This is a genomic window from Mesonia aquimarina (genome assembly GCF_003667275.1).
Classification (GTDB): domain Bacteria; phylum Bacteroidota; class Bacteroidia; order Flavobacteriales; family Flavobacteriaceae; genus Mesonia; species Mesonia aquimarina.
Map to the genome: position 1 here is coordinate 325,981 of NZ_RCNV01000003.1, position 18,122 is coordinate 344,102.

At 33.0% G+C, this 18,122-nt stretch carries 13 protein-coding genes; 5 read left to right on the forward strand and 8 right to left on the reverse strand.

Annotated elements, in window-relative coordinates:
- Positions 1-49: 49 nt before the first annotated feature.
- The 7 genes from D9R05_RS06970 to D9R05_RS07000 all read right to left on the reverse strand — a co-directional run bounded on the left by D9R05_RS06970 (position 50) and on the right by D9R05_RS07000 (position 7,773).
- On the reverse strand, positions 50-1,021 hold the full coding sequence (locus tag D9R05_RS06970; protein ID WP_121666488.1) for a deoxyhypusine synthase family protein: 972 nt from the start codon (positions 1,019-1,021) through the stop codon (positions 50-52).
- A 134-nt stretch (positions 1,022-1,155) separates the two neighbouring features.
- A complete protein-coding gene (gene speB, locus D9R05_RS06975; protein ID WP_121666489.1) occupies positions 1,156-2,031 on the reverse strand; it encodes an agmatinase in 876 nt (291 codons plus the stop codon).
- The gene (locus tag D9R05_RS06980) at positions 2,021-3,421 is read right to left on the reverse strand and encodes a type III PLP-dependent enzyme domain-containing protein (protein WP_121666490.1); all 1,401 of its coding nucleotides are present in this window, start codon (positions 3,419-3,421) and stop codon (positions 2,021-2,023) included. Before D9R05_RS06980 ends, speB begins: the two co-directional genes overlap by 11 nt.
- A 453-nt stretch (positions 3,422-3,874) precedes the next feature.
- Entirely contained in the window at positions 3,875-4,705 is an 831-nt protein-coding gene (locus D9R05_RS06985) for a pseudouridine synthase (protein ID WP_121666491.1), read from the reverse strand.
- 94 nt (positions 4,706-4,799) lie between these two features.
- Positions 4,800-5,708, reverse strand: coding sequence for a geranylgeranylglycerol-phosphate geranylgeranyltransferase (locus tag D9R05_RS06990; protein ID WP_121666492.1), 909 nt, complete (start codon positions 5,706-5,708; stop codon positions 4,800-4,802).
- 21 nt (positions 5,709-5,729) lie between these two features.
- On the reverse strand, positions 5,730-6,668 hold the full coding sequence (locus D9R05_RS06995; RefSeq protein ID WP_121666493.1) for a mevalonate kinase family protein: 939 nt from the start codon (positions 6,666-6,668) through the stop codon (positions 5,730-5,732).
- Positions 6,669-6,678: 10 nt separating this feature from the next.
- The gene (locus D9R05_RS07000) at positions 6,679-7,773 is read right to left on the reverse strand and encodes a diphosphomevalonate/mevalonate 3,5-bisphosphate decarboxylase family protein (protein WP_121666494.1); all 1,095 of its coding nucleotides are present in this window, start codon (positions 7,771-7,773) and stop codon (positions 6,679-6,681) included.
- Between the two features lie 97 nt (positions 7,774-7,870).
- Here D9R05_RS07000 and D9R05_RS07005 point away from each other — a divergent pair, with 97 nt between their 5' ends.
- Together D9R05_RS07005 and D9R05_RS07010 are read left to right on the forward strand one after the other, a co-directional pair.
- Positions 7,871-8,350: a TspO/MBR family protein gene (locus D9R05_RS07005; protein ID WP_121666495.1), complete on the forward strand. Its 480-nt coding sequence runs from the start codon at positions 7,871-7,873 to the stop codon at positions 8,348-8,350.
- 44 nt (positions 8,351-8,394) lie between these two features.
- Positions 8,395-8,916 (forward strand): DUF421 domain-containing protein, encoded by a 522-nt coding sequence (locus D9R05_RS07010; protein ID WP_121666496.1) that lies wholly within the window; start codon positions 8,395-8,397, stop codon positions 8,914-8,916.
- A 20-nt stretch (positions 8,917-8,936) separates the two neighbouring features.
- Here the strand turns inward: D9R05_RS07010 and D9R05_RS07015 are convergent, their stop codons facing one another.
- Entirely contained in the window at positions 8,937-10,157 is a 1,221-nt protein-coding gene (locus D9R05_RS07015) for a BaiN/RdsA family NAD(P)/FAD-dependent oxidoreductase (protein ID WP_121666497.1), read from the reverse strand.
- A gap of 934 nt (positions 10,158-11,091) precedes the next feature.
- Here D9R05_RS07015 and D9R05_RS07020 point away from each other — a divergent pair.
- The 3 genes from D9R05_RS07020 (at position 11,092) to D9R05_RS07030 (ending at position 18,097) form a co-directional block, all read left to right on the forward strand.
- Positions 11,092-12,750, forward strand: a complete 1,659-nt coding sequence (locus tag D9R05_RS07020; RefSeq protein WP_121666498.1) for a tetratricopeptide repeat protein — start codon at positions 11,092-11,094, stop codon at positions 12,748-12,750.
- 391 nt (positions 12,751-13,141) lie between these two features.
- Positions 13,142-17,086: a choice-of-anchor L domain-containing protein gene (locus D9R05_RS07025; RefSeq protein WP_121666499.1), complete on the forward strand. Its 3,945-nt coding sequence runs from the start codon at positions 13,142-13,144 to the stop codon at positions 17,084-17,086.
- 105 nt (positions 17,087-17,191) lie between these two features.
- Positions 17,192-18,097, forward strand: a complete 906-nt coding sequence (locus D9R05_RS07030; protein WP_121666500.1) for a PorP/SprF family type IX secretion system membrane protein — start codon at positions 17,192-17,194, stop codon at positions 18,095-18,097.
- The last annotated feature ends 25 nt before the right edge of the window (positions 18,098-18,122 follow it).

The window sequence follows — 18,122 nt, forward strand, 5'->3', positions numbered from 1 at the left end:
TGTCAATTTCACACTTTTTAGACAACCTCTTTAGAAGGTGATTTTTTTTTTACATATCTAATAAATACGCAAAAATTAAAGGTGCAACAATTGTAGCGTCACTTTCAATAATGAATTTTGGTGTATCAATATCCAATTTTCCCCACGTAATTTTTTCATTTGGAACCGCTCCTGAATAAGAACCGTAACTAGTAGTAGAGTCTGAAATTTGACAGAAATAATTCCAAAATGGCGTATCAGTGCGTTCCATATCTTGGTACAACATTGGTACAACACAAATAGGAAAATCTCCTGCAATTCCCCCACCGATTTGGAAAAAACCGATTCCGTTTTTAGAATTATCCGTATACCAATCGGCTAAGAAAGTCATATATTCTATACCCGATTTCATCGTAGTTGCTTTTAGCTCACCTTTCATTACGTAGCTTGCAAAAATATTTCCCATCGTACTGTCTTCCCAACCGGGCACCACAATCGGTAAGTTTTTTTCCGCGGCGGCATACATCCAAGAATCTTTTAAATCAATCTCATAATATTCTTCTAAAACACCGCTTAGCAATAATTTGTACATAAATTCATGTGGGAAATAACGTTCATCATTTGCTTCAGCGTCTTTCCAAATTTTTACGATATGTTTTTGCAGTCTGCGAAATGCTTCTTCTTCAGGAATACACGTGTCTGTAACTCGATTTAGACCTTTTTCAAGTAACTCCCATTCTTCCTTTGGCGTTAGATCTCGGTAATTCGGTACGCGTTTGTAGTGCGAATGCGCCACCAAATTCATAATATCCTCTTCTAAATTGGCACCGGTACAAGAAATTATATGTACTTTATTTTGACGAATCATTTCAGCGAAAATCTTACCTAGTTCTGCTGTACTCATTGCGCCGGCTAAAGAAACAAGCATTTTTGAGCCGCCTTCAAGTTGCTTTTCGTAGGCTTTTGCCGCATCGACTACTGAAGCTGCATTAAAATGTAAATAGTATTTTTCGATAAATGATGAAATTGCTCCTTTATTCATGGTAATTTTATATTAGTACTTATTTGTCATGCTGAACTTGCTTCAGCATCTCATTCAGCACTGATATTTATAAATCTTTTGATAAGACCCTGAAACAAGTTTAGGGTGACGTTATTTTTTAATTCAATTTAATTTTATTCATCGCTTTTTTCATCATAGTTCTCATACTTAAACTTATAACTCAACATTTTGTAATATAATTTTGCTGCTAAAAAATCTGAGGATTTTTCGTTTTTATTTGGGCATAATTCTACGATGTCAAAACCTACTACATTCTTTTTCTTGAAAATCATTTTCAAGAAATCTAGGGTTTCGTACCAAAATAATCCACCGGGTTCCGGAGTTCCGGTTGAAGGTAAAATAGAAGGATCAAACGCATCTAAATCAATGGTTAAAAAAACGTTTGGTGTCATTTGACCAATAGCATCGTCCATCCAATCATCATATAAATCGTGAGCAAAATATACTTGATTTTCATCCATATACTCTAGCTCTTCGGCGTCCATAGAACGAATTCCTACTTGTAATAAGTTGGTAGTTTTACTGGCTTCGTGAACGGCGCAAGCGTGATTACAACTAGAACCGTCATATTCTTTTCGTAGATCGGCGTGCGCATCGATTTGTACCACGGTTAAATCCTCAAAAGATTCTTGAAAAGCTCGAATGGTTCCTATAGAAATAGAATGTTCTCCTCCAAAAATAGTGACAAATTTTTCTTGTTTGATATAATTTTTAGTGGTTTTATAAACAGTCTCTACCATTTTTTCGGGCGAAGAATTTTCTGTTACGGGCGGCGCTAGGTAAATTCCTTTTTTATAAACTTCAGAGCGCGTTTCAATATCATAAAGCTCCATATTTTCTGAAGCTTCTAAAAATGCCTCAGGACCTTTATCTGCTCCTTTTTGCCATGTACTCGTTCCGTCATAAGGAACAGGGATCAATACTACTTTTGCTTCATCTAAACGCGCATATTTATCAGGAATACCGGCGTAATTTTTTTTAGTTGTCATCGTAACCTAGAATTTTAAGTAAGTCTTCACTCTTTTGTTGTTTACTAAATAATGTTGTGGAAAGTTTTCCGTCTTTATCTTTTTGAATTAAAATATGCTTAGGTGATGGAATTAGACAATGTTGCAAACCGCCAAAGCCACCAATAGTTTCTTGATAAGCACCTGTATTAAAAAACCCGATATAAAGCGGTTTTTCTTTTTTAAATTTTGGTAAATAAATAGCGTTCATATTTTGTTCGCTATTGTAATAATCGTCACTATCGCAGGTTAAACCGCCTAGCAAAACGCGTTCGTATTCATCATTCCAACGGTTTACGGCTAGCATGATAAAACGCTTATTGATTGCCCAAGTATCGGGTAAAGTTGTAATGAATGAAGAATTGATCATATTCCATTTCTCGCGATCGTTTTGCTGCTTTTGATAAAGCACTTCATAAATCGCACCACCACTTTCGCCTACGGTAAAGCTGCCGAATTCCGTAAAAATATGCGGTACGGGGACTTCGGATTCCGCGCAAGCGATATTAATTTGATTGATGATTTCATTAATCATATATTGATAATCGTAATCAAATTGAAGTGAGTTTTTTATTGGGAAACCACCGCCAATATTTAAACTGTCCAAACTCGGACAAATTTTCTTTAACCGAATGTAAACTTTTAGACACTTTAATAACTCATTCCAATAATAAGCGTTATCACGAATACCGGTATTGATAAAAAAGTGAAGCATTTTTAATTCTACTTGATCATTATTTTTAATTTGATCTTCGTAAAATGGAACAATATTTTTATAACCAATTCCTAAACGGGAGGTATAAAATTCAAATTTAGGTTCTTCCTCGGAAGCAATTCTAATTCCGATTTTAAAATCGCCTTTTATTTCGTCGGTCAGTAAATTTATTTCTTCATAATTATCAATAATCGGAATGCAGTTTTGATGTCCGTTGTTAATTAATCTCCCAATATTGGTAATGTATTGCTCCCGCTTAAAACCGTTGCAAATTACGTAGGTGTTTTTATTAATCTTGCCCTTTTTCTTTAAGCGTTCTACAATATCAATATCAAAAGCAGACGAGGTTTCAATATGAATATCGTTAGAAAGAGCTTCATCTAGCACGTGCTGAAAATGTGAGCTTTTAGTACAATAACAATAATTGTAATTGCCTTTATAATCATGTTTTTCAATTGCGCCAGCAAACCACTTTTTGGCTTTTTGAATGTTATCTGAAATTTTTGGAAGATAGGTGAATTTTAACGGAGCACCGTATTGTTCTACAAGTGCCATTAAATCAATATCATGAAATTGCAGATTATCTTCCTTTAATTTAAATTCTTCTTGCGGAAAATAATAGGTTTGATCTATAAGATCAATATATTTTGTATTCATTAAATGGTATCATAAATAATTTGATTACTAAAGATATAAAAAGATTGCAAAAGCCTTATTAAATTAACGCAAAATCTGTGTAACGCTTATTGAATAAAAGCTCGGAATTGACAAGAGGTAAATAGGTATAGAATGATACCTATGCAACCGAAAAAATTCGATAAATAGCTTATGCTTTAAGAATTCTGGAATTTGATTTGAATCCAACATAGTTGATTTATAAGTGTCTTGCGCTCTAAACACTAGATGCTTTATTTGACAACTGCTTTGCAGCAATAAGGCTCTCATTTCCAAAATCTTAAAAAAGAAAATAATATTCAATTAATAATTTAAATTTTGAACAAATAAATACTATTTATCGTTCTTATGAAATAGCCTAAATGTTAAATTTTCGCATAAAAAAACACAGCTTTTTTGGCTGTGTTTTTTATTTTTCTATAGAAATAATACTTTCTACAACATCCCCAAATTAATAACTTCTTGTTTACTTAGATGTCTAAATCTTCCTTTGGGTAAATCTTTTTTAGTTAATCCACCAAAAACAACACGATCCAATTTCACAATATCATACCCCATCTTTTTAAACAAACGCTGAACAACGTGAGGTTTAGTACTTTTTAACTCTAAGCCTATTTGACGTTTTGGGTGATTTTCGACATAACTAATATCGTCTACAATTACTTTACCGTCCTCTAACAAAACACCGTGCTCACGAATTTTCTCTAGATCTTCTTGCGCAAGATTTCTATTTAATTCTACATGATAAATTTGTCTGATTAATTTTTTAGTGCTTCCTAGATTTTTAGACAACGTACCATCGTTTGTAAATAATAAAAGACCTGTTGTACTTGTTTCTAGCTTTCCAACGGGATCTAATTTAGATTTTGAAGCATTGGCAATTAAATCCATAACGGTTCTATTATTTTTTTCTAAACTACCGGTTACGTAGAACCCGCTTGGTTTATTTAATAAAACGTATTCTTTTTTCTCCGGGTTTATTCGGCGGCCGTCAAATTTAACTTCATCAGTTAATTTTACTTTGTAACCCATTTCTGTAACTACTTCGCCATTTACGCGAACATTCCCTGCTGAAATGTAAATATCGGCATCACGTCTTGAGCAAATTCCAGAGTTTGCTATATATTTATTTAGACGCATCCCCGCTTCAGGGTCTTTAACTTGTTTGTCTACAGCAGCTTTTTTTGCGGCTTTTGGCTGTTGTTTCGCGGAAGATTTCCCTTTATTCTTCATATTTCCTTTCCCTTTATTCCGTGGATTTGCCATAATGTATTTTTTTGCAAAGGTACATTTTTAATAAATGAATTACCTATAGTGCGTATGGAATATTTAATCTACAGATCTTAAAATCAAATATTCTTTAAATAATTCGTTTAATAACCACATCAATATCAATCAATAAAATACTAAATACGCCCAATACTATTACAAGTTTTAAAAGATTGTGTAGAAGCGTATATTGAAGTTTTGATTGTGATTTCCAAAGGAAAATTAAAAACGTAACCAGCAGTATAAAACTCAAAATAAAATAATAATACATATAGCCTAACTGAAAATCATTCAGCAGTAAAATAACTGTCGGAATCAAGGTTAGCAGCACTAAAAGTGAAGCGATTTTCTTAGTGAATTTCACCCCATAAACTACTGGAATAGTATGATAATTCTGTGTAAAATCGCCTTTTAAATTCTCTAAATCTTTTACCAATTCTCGAATAGAAATAATCAAGAATAAAAAAGTAGCGTGTATAAAAATTACTGCATTAAAATTATGGTAATAAATAAACACTGCAAAAAATGGGGTAACCGCTAAAATAGAAGCTGTTAAATTTCCTACAAAAGGATATTTCTTTAGCTTATGCGAGTAAAACCATAGAAAAAATATAAATACCGAAAAAAAAAGTACGGCTTTAAAAGAGATGTAACTTGCTAAAATTACTGCCAAGAAATTTAAACTGAAGTAAACCGCCAACTTTGTTTTCTGACTTACATAATTATCGATCAAGGTTTTATGAGGTCGATTGATTAAATCTTTTTCGGCATCGTAAAAATTATTGATCAAATACCCCGATGCAATTGCTAAAGTTGAAGCTAGCACAATAACAAATAAATTTGGATCTAATAAAACCTGCGGAAGCGATTTTTCTGGTGCTAAAATAAAAATAGATGTCAGGTATTGCGCAATGGCAATTACCAAGATGTTGTAACCTCTAACAACAGAGAACAAACTCGCGAGTTTTAAAAAAAACAGTTTGTTCCTTCTTGATAGCATCAGAATAGGTATTCTAAGGTTTTAGAAATTATAAACCACTTCTAATTTATAATTTTTAAGGGCTTTTTGTGCTTTTTCTAGATCTTCTGTAAAACCTAAAATATATCCACCTCCACCGGAACCGCAAAGTTTTAGATAATAAGCATTCGTGTCGATTCCCTCTTTCCACAATTTATGAAATTGCTTCGGGATCATTGGTTTAAAATTATCGAGCACCACGTGAGAAAGTTCTTTAATATTCCCAAATAGCGATTTTACATCGCCTTTTAAGAAATCTTCCACACAAGCATCGGTTCGTTTTACAAACTTATCTTTTAACATTTTTCTGAAGCCTTCCTGTTTCATATTTTCCATAAAAATATTAACCATCGGTGCAGTTTCTCCAACCGTACCGCTGTCTAATAAAAATACAGCTCCTTTTCCACTTTTAGTTTGCGAAGGAATTCCTGCGGCTTCAATATTGTCTTTAGAGTTAATAAGGATTGGCAAACTCAAATAACTATTTAACGGGTCTAATCCAGAAGACTTTCCATGGAAAAAAGATTCCATTTCTCCGAAAATAGCTTTTAATTTCAATAATTTCTCACGGTTTAAATTCTCTAAAACCGTAATTTTATCAGTAGCATATTTATCATAAATAGCGGCAACTAAGGCTCCACTACTTCCAACTCCGTAACCTTGCGGAATACTGCTATCAAAATACATTCCTGCCTCTATATCCTGTTGTAAACTTTTTAAATCAAAAGTAACTAAATCGGGCTGTTGCTTTTCCAATTCAGCTAAATAATCTGCAAAACGTTGTAAGTTTACATTAGATTGGCGTTGTTTTTCGGTATGAGCTTTATCTACTTTTAAAGCACCATTGTAAAAATTATAAGGAATTGATAAGCCTTTAGAGTCTTTGATAATTCCGTATTCACCGAATAACAAAATCTTGGAATAAAAGAGTGGTCCTTTCATAATTACTGATTTAGGATTGACTTACAAGTTGTTTTGCTCCGTAGCCAACCTCATCACAAATATACTGTTCATTTTGACAATGTGCAACCAACTGAGTCTTAATGAAATCTAAAACTTTAGTTTTCTCTTTTTCAGGATATAATAAATGTACATTAGCGCCGGCATCCAGGGTAAAGCAAAGTTTTACGCCCATTTTTTCTCTAAAATCCCAAACTTTATGAATTATCGCTAAAGTATTAGGCTTCATTAACACAAAATATGGATGGCTGGTCATCATCATGGCATGCAATGTAAGCGCTTCGCTTTCTACCAACTCTATAAAATCTTCTAGATTTCCACTTTCTAAAATTGCGATTAATTTTTCGATATTATCTTGTGCCTGCTCAAAACGTTGTATTGCAAATGGATGATTATGCATTAAATTATGCCCCACAGAACTACTAACTTTTTTTTCGCCTTTATCAACTAACAAAATGGTGTCTTGATAAGTTTTAAAAACTTTATGGATTTCGGTTGTGCATAAAGTTCCGAAAAGATTGCTGCTACTTTTTATAGCATCATGCTTTCCCCAAAGCACCAAAGGTCCTTGAATACTTCTTGCTGCACTTCCTGAACCAAGTCTAGCTAAGAAAGATGCTTTTTTATAGAAAAAATCCTCGGTCATTTTTTTATCCACTTCTTTTTCCATGGTTAAAAGGCACAAAGCAAGCGCACTCATACCACTGGCAGAAGATGCAATTCCGCTACTATGCGGAAAAGAATTATGTGTAAAAATTTTAAAATGATAATTTTTTAAAAAAGGAAGATATTGTTCTATCCGCTCAAAAAAAGTGATGATTTTTGGTTCGAATGCTTCGGTACGCTCCTTATCTAAAAATACTTCAACGGAAAAAGTTGTATTTTTTGCTGCTTTTTTTTCAAACTCCAAAGTTGTTGTAGTTAAACAATTGTTCAACGTAAAACTTAACGAAGTGTTTTTTGGTAATTGCTTATTATATTTTCCCCAATATTTCACCAAAGCAATATTACTGGGCGATTGCCAAGTTATTTCACCTTCAGTTTTAGGGCTTATAGCCTGCTGCGGAATAAAATTTTCTGCCGTCATTTTTAAAATTTGTACAAATATAATGCAATCTGCTGGAGGGCAAGTTGTAGAAATTAATAAAATAAATTACCTTAGATTTTCATAATCACCAAGTTTTATGAGCCAGAAAACAGCCTTATATAAAATTACCGGGACCGTTTTTATAGGTTTACTCATTGGTTTTTTCTGTATGATTGCCATTACAGAAAGTGCTGGAAACTGGCTAAAAATAATCAATAAACCCGATTTTTTCTTGTCTATAAAATTTTATGCACTTGCCTGGGGACTTAGTTTCTGCTTGCTAGGGCTCTCTGCTGGAATTGTCTGGAGTAAAGGGTTTTATCATAGCTGGGTGAAAACAGCTTTATATCATTTCGGGTTTCTAATTCTCCTCAATGCTTTATGGTTTATTCTTTTTTTAGAGCTCAAACTTTTGTTAATTGCACTTTTATTTATCTCCGGCTTATTTATTTTTCTTTTATTTACCATTAAATGGTTTAAAGTCACCAACAATTGGAGCGCCTATTTATTATTTCCTTATGTTTTTTGGGTGGCTTATAATGTTATATTAACTTTTGAGATCTGGCGCTTAAATTAAGTTGAATTCAATAGCATCACTTTTTATATCTTAAAAATTTACCTATGGAAAAATGGTTTGAAGCATCCGGAACTTCGTTAGCTGCAATTATAATTAGTGCTATTGCAACTTATATTATTATCATTCTTTTTACAAGAATTGTTGGTAAACGGAGTTTCTCTAAAATGTCTAGTCTAGACTTTGCCATAACTATTGCTATCGGTTCGATAATAGCTTCTACTATTATTCTGAAAAACGTGAGTTTGCTGCAAGGTTTTACAGGACTATTTATAGTTTACGCGATTCAGTTTTTCGCTTCCAAATTACGTCGATTTAGCTTTTTTCAAAAAATAATGGATAATGATGCTTTATTATTGATGGACGGTCCTAATATTATAAAGGAAAATTTAAAAAAAGCGAACGTAACCGAATGTGATTTAAAAGCAAAATTAAGAGAGGCCAACGTATTAAACGTTAAGCAAGTTCGCGCAGTGGTTTTTGAAGCTACCGGAGATATTTCAGTTTTACATACCGCTGATCCTTCGGATGAATTGGAAAATTGGCTTATTGAAGAAGTAAAACGTTAATTAAGGAATATTTTTTTTAATTAATATTTTTCAGCGATTGCTGATGCCACTAAAAAACCACCTGTCCAAGCGTTTTGAAAATTAAATCCGCCGGTAATTGCGTCTATATTCAATATTTCTCCCGCAAAATAGAGATTATCGTTAACTTTACTTTCAAATGTTTTAAAGTTGACTTCCTTTAGGTTAATTCCGCCGGCAGTTACAAATTCTTCCTTAAAAGTGCTTTTTCCGTTTATTAAAAATGTTGCTTGCGTTAAGGCCAGTGCAATTTGTTGGATTTGTTTTTTTGAAAGCTCTGCCCAAATCTGATTTTCAGGAATTCCTGCTTTTATAATAAGTCGGCGCCAAAGTCGTTTGGGTAAATCTAATTGTGCATACGTTGTGAGTTGTTGCTTAGGAAATTCATTTTTTAAAACTTTTAATTCCTCTACAGCCTCTTCTTGTGTTTTATATCCTAAAAAATTTACTTCTAAAGTGAATTTATAGTTGCAATCGTTCAATATTCGTGCTCCCCAAGCCGATAATTTTAAAATTCCCGGACCGCTTAAGCCCCAATGCGTAATTAGAAGCGGACCCTCACTTTCTAGTTTTTCACCTTTAATTTTAAGGGAAGCAAAAGTTGAAATTCCTGCTAAATCTTGTAAGCGTTCATCTTTTGTATTAAAGGTGAACAAAGAGGGAACCGGTGGAATAATTTGATGCCCTAATCCCTCTAAAAGCTTCCATATTTTAGGATTGCTTCCAGAAGCCATCACAATTGTTTTAGCTAAAAACTCACCTTGATTAGTAGATACTTCCCAGGTATTCTCTTTTTTTTCAACAGTTTGAACCGCATGCTTTTTTAGCACATCGATCCCTAAGCGATTTGCTTCCGATAAAAAACAGTTAATTATGGTTTCTGAAGAATCGGTTACCGGAAACATTCTCCCATCTTCTTCGGTTTTCAATTCAATGCCACGTTGCTGAAACCACTCAATGGTATCACCGGTCATAAATTGGTGAAATGGACCGCGCAGTTCTTTTTCTCCTCGTGGATAATTTTTAACCAAATCTTGCGGAATAAATTCAGCATGAGTAACATTACAGCGTCCGCCGCCTGAAATTCTAACTTTTGAGAGTACTTCTTTTCCACGTTCTACAATAGCTAGTTGAAGTTCTGGTTTTTTTTCAGCTAGATTTATTGCCGTAAAAAATCCGGCAGCTCCTCCTCCAACAATAAGTACATCGTAGTTTTTTTTCATTCGACAAAAGTAAGAAAGCTGGTGAACTGAAAAAATCTTCACATTAAAAACATCACTGGTTTATAAAGAAGAAGACCACGACGCTTACAGAAACAATAGTAGAAAATATCACTAACTATATATAAGAAAAATAATCTACCAACTAAAATATTTTCACCACGGAGTAATCCTTATTGGAAATTGCTTCAGAATACACGTAATTTATTTTAAACTTGATATACAGAATTCAAAGAATTTAACCTCCTCCTTTGTTAAGAAATAGCCTTTAAGATAAATTTTCTTATTTGTTTCATAATATCACTAAACTAATTGAAATCCTATACAGAAGCTGAGTTCAAATCAATTTTTTAAAAAACAACTTTAACAAAAAAACAGCAGATAGTTTATAGTTATAATACATAGCTTTTTTTCAACGCAATATCCTTTATCCAGAAATCAATTAGCTTTTCACTTACATATTTTTGCATATAGACTTCATAGTTGTTTGATTTCAAATGATATACTGTCCACAGTAAAAAAAATTTCAAATTCATTTAGACAAAAGGCTAACTTCTACCGAATAGTGTTGAACATATTGGCAAATACTCATTTTCTTCTATTGTAACCACTGCATCCGATCTTTATCATTATATGATACCCGAAAGCTTTCTCAAAAGACATCTTTCACTAACATTCCTCAAGTACTAAACAAAAAAGTTAAGGCTAACAAGCTGTGAAACATTAAACTTTAGCTTACATATTTAATAGAGTAAAAGTTGGTCTTTTGTTATTTCTATTAATACTTCCAATATTCTTTTGTAATTTGCAACGAAGCTGTCTATCATCGACAGCTTACTGTTAAAACAAATTACTGATTATCAATATAGCATATAGATTTCCTCTACTAAAGCATAAGTACAACAGGATATATTTAAACTTATATATAAAACTTTTAATGAAATCAAAATTTATAAAGACCATCTTATTTTTCTTATTAGGAATATTACTTCACGCGCAAGAAGCTGAAAAGCAATATAAGTCTCTTATGAATGAAGCCTCCTTGGCTTTAAGTACTGAAAATTATCCCTATGCGATAGAAAACTTTGGTAAGGCAGAACTTATCGCTAAAAAAAATAATTGGTCAGATAAATTAGTAGTCATAAAAAATAATTTAGGCATTATCACCTATGAGGAACTCTCCAATTATGGAGAAGCTTTGGGTTATTTTCAAGAAGCCATGGAAATAATCAAAAAAAATCCATCTTTTAGAAAAGAAAAAATCAGTGTTTTGAATAATATTGGCGCATTATATGGGCACAAAGGAGATTATCAAGAATCCATTAAATATTATAAAGAGGCATATAACCTAGTTAAAAAAGGTAGTTTGGAATCTAAAAATTATTTACAAAAAATATTGGGTGTTAACATAGCGAGTTTTTATGATATAAGTGGAGATCATGAAAGGTCAAAAATTATGTTAGAGGAAGTAAAAACTATAGAAACCGACACTTATGCAATGCAGCTTTGGAAAGCTACTTACGCTGAAAATCTTTTTTTAAGAGGTTATATAAAAGAAGCTCAAGAATTAGCTGAAAACCTACTAAATAGCAAGCAGTATAACAAAGAAGAAACTTGTCAAGTCTGCATTTTAGAGTTACTTTCAAAAATTTATGAAAAAAATAATGAAATTGATAAGGCTATTTTATATACCGATAAGGCTTTAATTTACAATCCAGGATGGAAACCGAAAATAGACCGTTATAAGCGTTTAGCTAATTTATACATAGTCAAAAGTGACCTAGCAAAAGCTATCAAATATAAAGATTCTGTAATTCTGGCAAAAGATTCTCTTGAACATCGTATCAATAAGCAGCTCTTTCAAACTTATAAAGTTAAATTTGACCTTCAGAATTATCAAAATAAATTAATTCTCAATAAGAAAAAACAACAAGCACAACTTACTTTGTTTTGGGTAATAATAGCCGCCATCTTAATTTTATTTTTCTTCCTTTACCGTTGGCAAAAAAATAGAATTATAAAGCAGAGACAAGAAAAGAAACTTTTAGAGAATGATCAGAAAATTATGTCTTTGCAATTAGAAAAGGAAAAAAAAGAACATATGCTTTTGGAAAATGAGGTTGGTATTCTCAAGCAGAAAGCTAAGCTAAAACAGGAATCTTTAAAAAATAGGATAGCTGAAAAAAACAGAAAACTTTCAGCAAAAGCTCTTTACCTTTCTAATCGAAATGAACTCATCGAAGAAATTATTGAATCTCTTGCGATTTTACCAGACATAGCAAAAAATAAAACGATTGTTAATAATATGAAAGTTCTAAAGCAACATTTAAAAATGGATTCTGAGTGGGATGAATTTATTATTCATTTTGAAAAGGTGAATCCAAACTTTTTAAAATATTTAAAATCTAATCACCCTACACTTTCCACTAATGATTTGAGGTTTTTGTGCTACATATATATGAATTTAAATCTTAAAGAAATCGGTATCATTTTTAACATTACTTATAATGCCGCAAGAATTCGAAAAAAGCGAATTTTAGAAAAAATGGGGCTTTCAAAAAAGGAGTCTTTATACTCTTATTTATTGAAAATTTAAAAGAAGTATAGCCCTGTTTTTACAAAAAAACATAAACATTTGATAATCAACAATATATATTACATAAATCGACAGCACCTTACTAATCTCTTTCCTCTACGACCGCTTTTTTTTCTTTGACGACCGCTTTTTTTTTGTAATCTTTTATTTAAAAATCAACATTTTATTACAAATTTGGAAAGTATTTTTTTTAAATTATCAAAAATCCTAATCTATTTTATGCAAAAAAACATTTCATTTTCTTTATTCTTAAATGGATTTTTTTCACAACATTTAAAAATAAAAATCGACTCAGGATAAATTCATACTTGCTTAAGCAGAGTCGCATATATTTTACAAAAATAGTAGAATAGGATAAATTAAATTTTTATAACAATTAAATATTTAAAATATGAAAAAAACATTACTATTAATCACAATACTTTTAGGATATTTTAATATGTGGGCACAAGATCCACCTATTATGGTAGATTGCGAAGAAAGTCCTGTGAATACGATTATATGTTACGGTTTTTTGGAAACTGTTACATATACTTTTGAAAGTTCAGATGGCTCAAATTTAAACCTAATTGTTAATTCTGGATATATTACCACCTTTGGGGGGGACTTTGTTGTAACGGATTCGGATGGCACAGTCCTATATAGTGATACCGGAAACGGTGGAGATCTTACAGGAGTTAGTGTTCAATCAATAGGAGATCAAATAACAGTCACTTATACATCCAGTTATTACCCCTGTAATACGAGTGGTTTTACAGAAATTGATGTAAGTGTTTCGTGTGCGTCATGTATTAATCCCGTGGTTTCTACTGAAGTTGTCAGTAATTGTGACAATAATAACGAAGGTTTTTTTGCGGAAATTAATATTACAGATTTAGGATCATCGGAATCGTTAATAATAAACGACAATCAAGGAAGTGCGAGTCAGTCTGTTGATTCCCCTGATACTTTTACGTTTGGTCCTTATCCGAATGACACTATGGTTGATATAACCGTAGCAAATGAGAATGATGAAAATTGTTTTGTAACTCAAAGTGTTATACAGGAATTTTGCCCTCCTATTAATAATGATTGTGAAGATGCTACTCAAGTAACAGTAAATGATAGTATTGAATGTATTGAATCTTCACCAGGAACCTTGGCAGGAGCAACTCCTTCAGGATTTTCTGACTCTTGTGTAGAAGAAACAACAAATGATATTTGGTTTAAATTTACAGCCACAGCGGAAGATTTATCTATTTCTTTTCTAGGAATTTCCCAATATAGTTCAATATATCACGCAGTATATGAAGGTGATGATTGCAATGATTTATCATTATTGTACTGCGCTGATAATTTTCAAGAAAGTGCAAGTTTAGCAGAAGATTTAACTATCGGAAATACTTATTACATTAGAGTTTTTTCTACCAATCAAAATTTAACTACTTCATTTGACCTCTGTATAACTACTCCTGAACCCAGAATTAATATTAACACTAATAATTACACTGTTGAGGAATTGGTAACCGATGTTTTATTTAATAATCCCTGTACTCAAATTTCAAATATTACCTATTCAACTGGAACAAATTATGAGGATGTAAATGGTATCGGATATTTTAATTATAACAATTCAAATTTCCCTATAGAATCGGGAATAATATTGAGCTCAGGCAATGTAGCGAACGCTTCTGGTCCAGAGTCTGATATTCAGGCTGGGGGTAGTTATGCGTGGCCTGGAGATGAAGATTTAGATAACGCTTTAGATTCTGGAGGAGAATCATACAATGCTAGTATTATTGAGTTTGATTTCATCCCGTTTATAAATGACATTAGTTTTGACTTTTTGTTTGCTTCCGACGAATACGCTGTACTTCCATGTGGTACGACATTTACAGACGGTTTTGTGTTTCTGTTAAGTGACGAAGATGGGAATACTGAAAATTTAGCGGTAGTTCCAGAAACTACGATTCCTATATCATCTAATACTATTTTTGATGAACAGTATTCTCCTGGCTGCGAATCCCAGAATGAAGAGTATTTTGGAACCTATTATGGTATTAATGGAGTTAATCCATTTGATTCTCCTATTAATTTTAAAGGCAATACAGTGGTTATGACAGCAGAGGCAAATGTAATTCCAGGACAACAATATCATATAAAATTGGTAGTGGCAGATAAAGGAGACACTGGACATAACTCAGCTGTATTTATAGCCGCTGGAAGTTTTGATTTAGGAGCTATCGATTTAGGAGATGACATTACTACTAATTCTGGAAATGCAAGTTGTAATGGCGAAACTGTAATATTAGATACAGGTGTTGACAATCCAGAAGATGCAACTATTGAATGGTATCAAGAAGGTGAATTGATCGCTGGTGAAAATGATCCTACATTAGAAGTTACTGAGGAAGGAAATTATACCGTAGCAGTTGTTTATATTGGAGCTTGTGGCTTAACAGATTCAATTAATGTAGAGTTTTTCGATAATCCGGAGGTTAATTTGGGTGACGATCTAACACTTTGTGAAGGAAATAGTTTAAATATAGATGCTACTCCAACAAATGTTACGGATTTAGATAATATTATTTACAGTTGGACTTTGGATGGAACTCAAATAGACGGAGAAACAAACTCTACCTTAGAGGTGAATCAGGCTGGGACATATACAGTAGAAGTTTCAGCGAATGGTTGTCTAATCACAGATGAGGTTGTTGTAGATTTAATTGATTATGAAGTTAATCTTCCACAAACTCCGATTTGTATATCAATAGGAGACCCAAATAGTTTTGAACTTTCATCTGAAATTACAGGTATTTCTTCTTCAGAGTTACCAAACGTAAACTATGAATGGAGTTTTGAAGGAACTGTTATAACCGATGAAACCAATCCTTCTTTAATAATTACAGAAGAAGGGCTTTATACAGTTACAACATCATATATGAATTGCAATAGAACAGCTACTTTTGAAGCTATATTTGGACATTCTCCAATCATAAGTTTGGGTGAAGATCAAATTGTTTGTCCAAATTCAACGGTAACATTAGACGCAACACCTACCAATAATTCTGAGTTTGATTCATTGACATATAAATGGTTTCAGGATGGTACAGAATTAACTGGAGAGACTACTGCAACTTATAATGCGACTGCACCTGGAACTTATACCGTTGAAGTTATAGGTACTATGTTAGATGCAAATGGCAATTCTTTTTCTTGTGATACAGGAAACGATAGTATTACAATCAATAATAACAATACATTCACAGTATCATTAGGATCAGACCAGGATTTATGTAATGAGTCTAGTTATACGATAGAGAGTGTAGTAACAGGGGAGGATGCAAGTAATGCGAGTTATGTATGGGAAGATTCCAATGGTGTTATATCCGGTGAGACCTCTTCTAGTTTAGTGGTAACAGAAGATGGAGATTATATGGTAACTGTAGAGATTGATGGATGTACAGCAATGGCTAGTGTTAATGTAGTATTAAATGAATCTCCTTCACTTTCTTCATTGGAGGAGGAAATAGTTACGTGTAGTCTTTCAGACGCTATACTAGATGCAACACCTTCTAACTTTACGGTAGCAGAGACTACTTATAGTTGGACTTATGAAGGGAGTTCGATAGCAGAGACGGGCGCTATAGTAAATGCTTCCGATTATGGTTATGGTAGTTATGAGGTAACTGCTTATGCAGATTCCCCAGATTGTTCTACAACAATATCGATAGATGTTATAGAGCGTGATGATATAGGAGTAAGCCTTAGTTCAGATCAATCTTCAGCTATGGATTTACAATACTGTAGTGATTTATCAGATGAAGTACCTAGTTATGAGCTTGTCTTGACAGCAGAGCTGAGCAATGTAGAGGCAAGTGAGGTAGATTTTGTTTGGTATGAGAATGGGAATGTACTTTCGGGAGAAACAGGAAGTAGTTATACGGTAGTTTATGATGCAGAAGGCGATTACAATGATACTTATGAGGTAGAGATTGTTTTAGGAGGATGTTCTGCTTTTGGTGCGATTGATACAGATGTATCTATAACGCCTTATGAGAACGGCTGTGTGATTACTGAAGGTTTATCTCCGAATAGTAGTCCAGGTCAGAATGATTGTATGGATTTAAGCTTTTTGGATGATCGAACAGGAATTCGTAGTTTAAAGGTTTATAACCGTCATGGTCGATTAGTGTATGATCAATCAAATTATGTAAATAGTTTCTGTGGTCAAGATCAAGATGGCGAAGACTTGCAAACGGGTACGTATTACTACGTGCTAGAGTTTTCATCAGAAGATCCTGTCTTTGGTAATGTTAAGAAAGGCTGGGTTTATATCAACCGAGAAGTAAACTAGTTTAGAATATAGATAATCAGCCTCCTCTTTTTACTTATAATCGAGTTAAAAAGAGGAGGTAATTTTAGAATAAAACCAACAACCCAAATAATAAAAAAACATAACATGAAAAAACTATACATAGCATTATGTGCCATTTTTCTTTTGAGTAGTTATGATCTTTCGGCACAACAAGATCCACAATACACACAGTATATGTATAATATGAGCGTAGTTAATCCGGCTTATGCAGGCTCTAAGGAGAGTTTGTCTATCGGTTTGCTTTATCGTGATCAATGGTCAGGATTTGAAGGCGCTCCTCGGACCTATACATTTTTTGCCCATTCTTCTGTAGGAGAGAAGACCGGTTTAGGTCTTTCGGCAATCTCTGATGAGAATGGTCCTGTAAAAGAGACCAATGTGTACGGTGATTTTTCTTATACCTTGTCTTTAGGCGGAGATCATAAATTAGCCTTTGGGGTAAAAGCAGGAGCTACTTTTCACGATGTAGGTTTAATACCTTTGAGCCTTCAGAATGAGTTTGATGTAGCTTTTAGTGAAAATATTAATGAGACTTACTTAAATTTTGGAGCCGGTTTTTTGTATTATACTGATAAATACTACATCGGTGTGTCGGTTCCTAACTTTTTAAATTCGAAACATTTAGATATAGATGGTAGAGAATTTGGAACAGAAGAGCAACACTATTTTGCTACTGCAGGATATGTGTTTGAATTGAGTGAGAATTTAAAATTTAAGCCTTCGACTTTGGTAAAGGCATCTTTTGAATCCCCTATGTCTTTTGATGTAAATGCTAACTTTTTGTTTTACGAGCGATTTGAGATCGGAGCATCTTATCGTTTAGATGATGCGGTAAGTGGTTTAGTGAGTGTTCGAGCGACAGATTGGTTGCAGTTAGGTTTTGCTTACGATTATACGATATCAGATATAGAGGAACCTTCTTATGAAGCTTTTGTATTGTTTGATGTGTTCTTTAGTAAGAAGTCTTATCGTTCACCAAGATATTTCTAAACCAAATCTAATTTTAAGAGAAAAT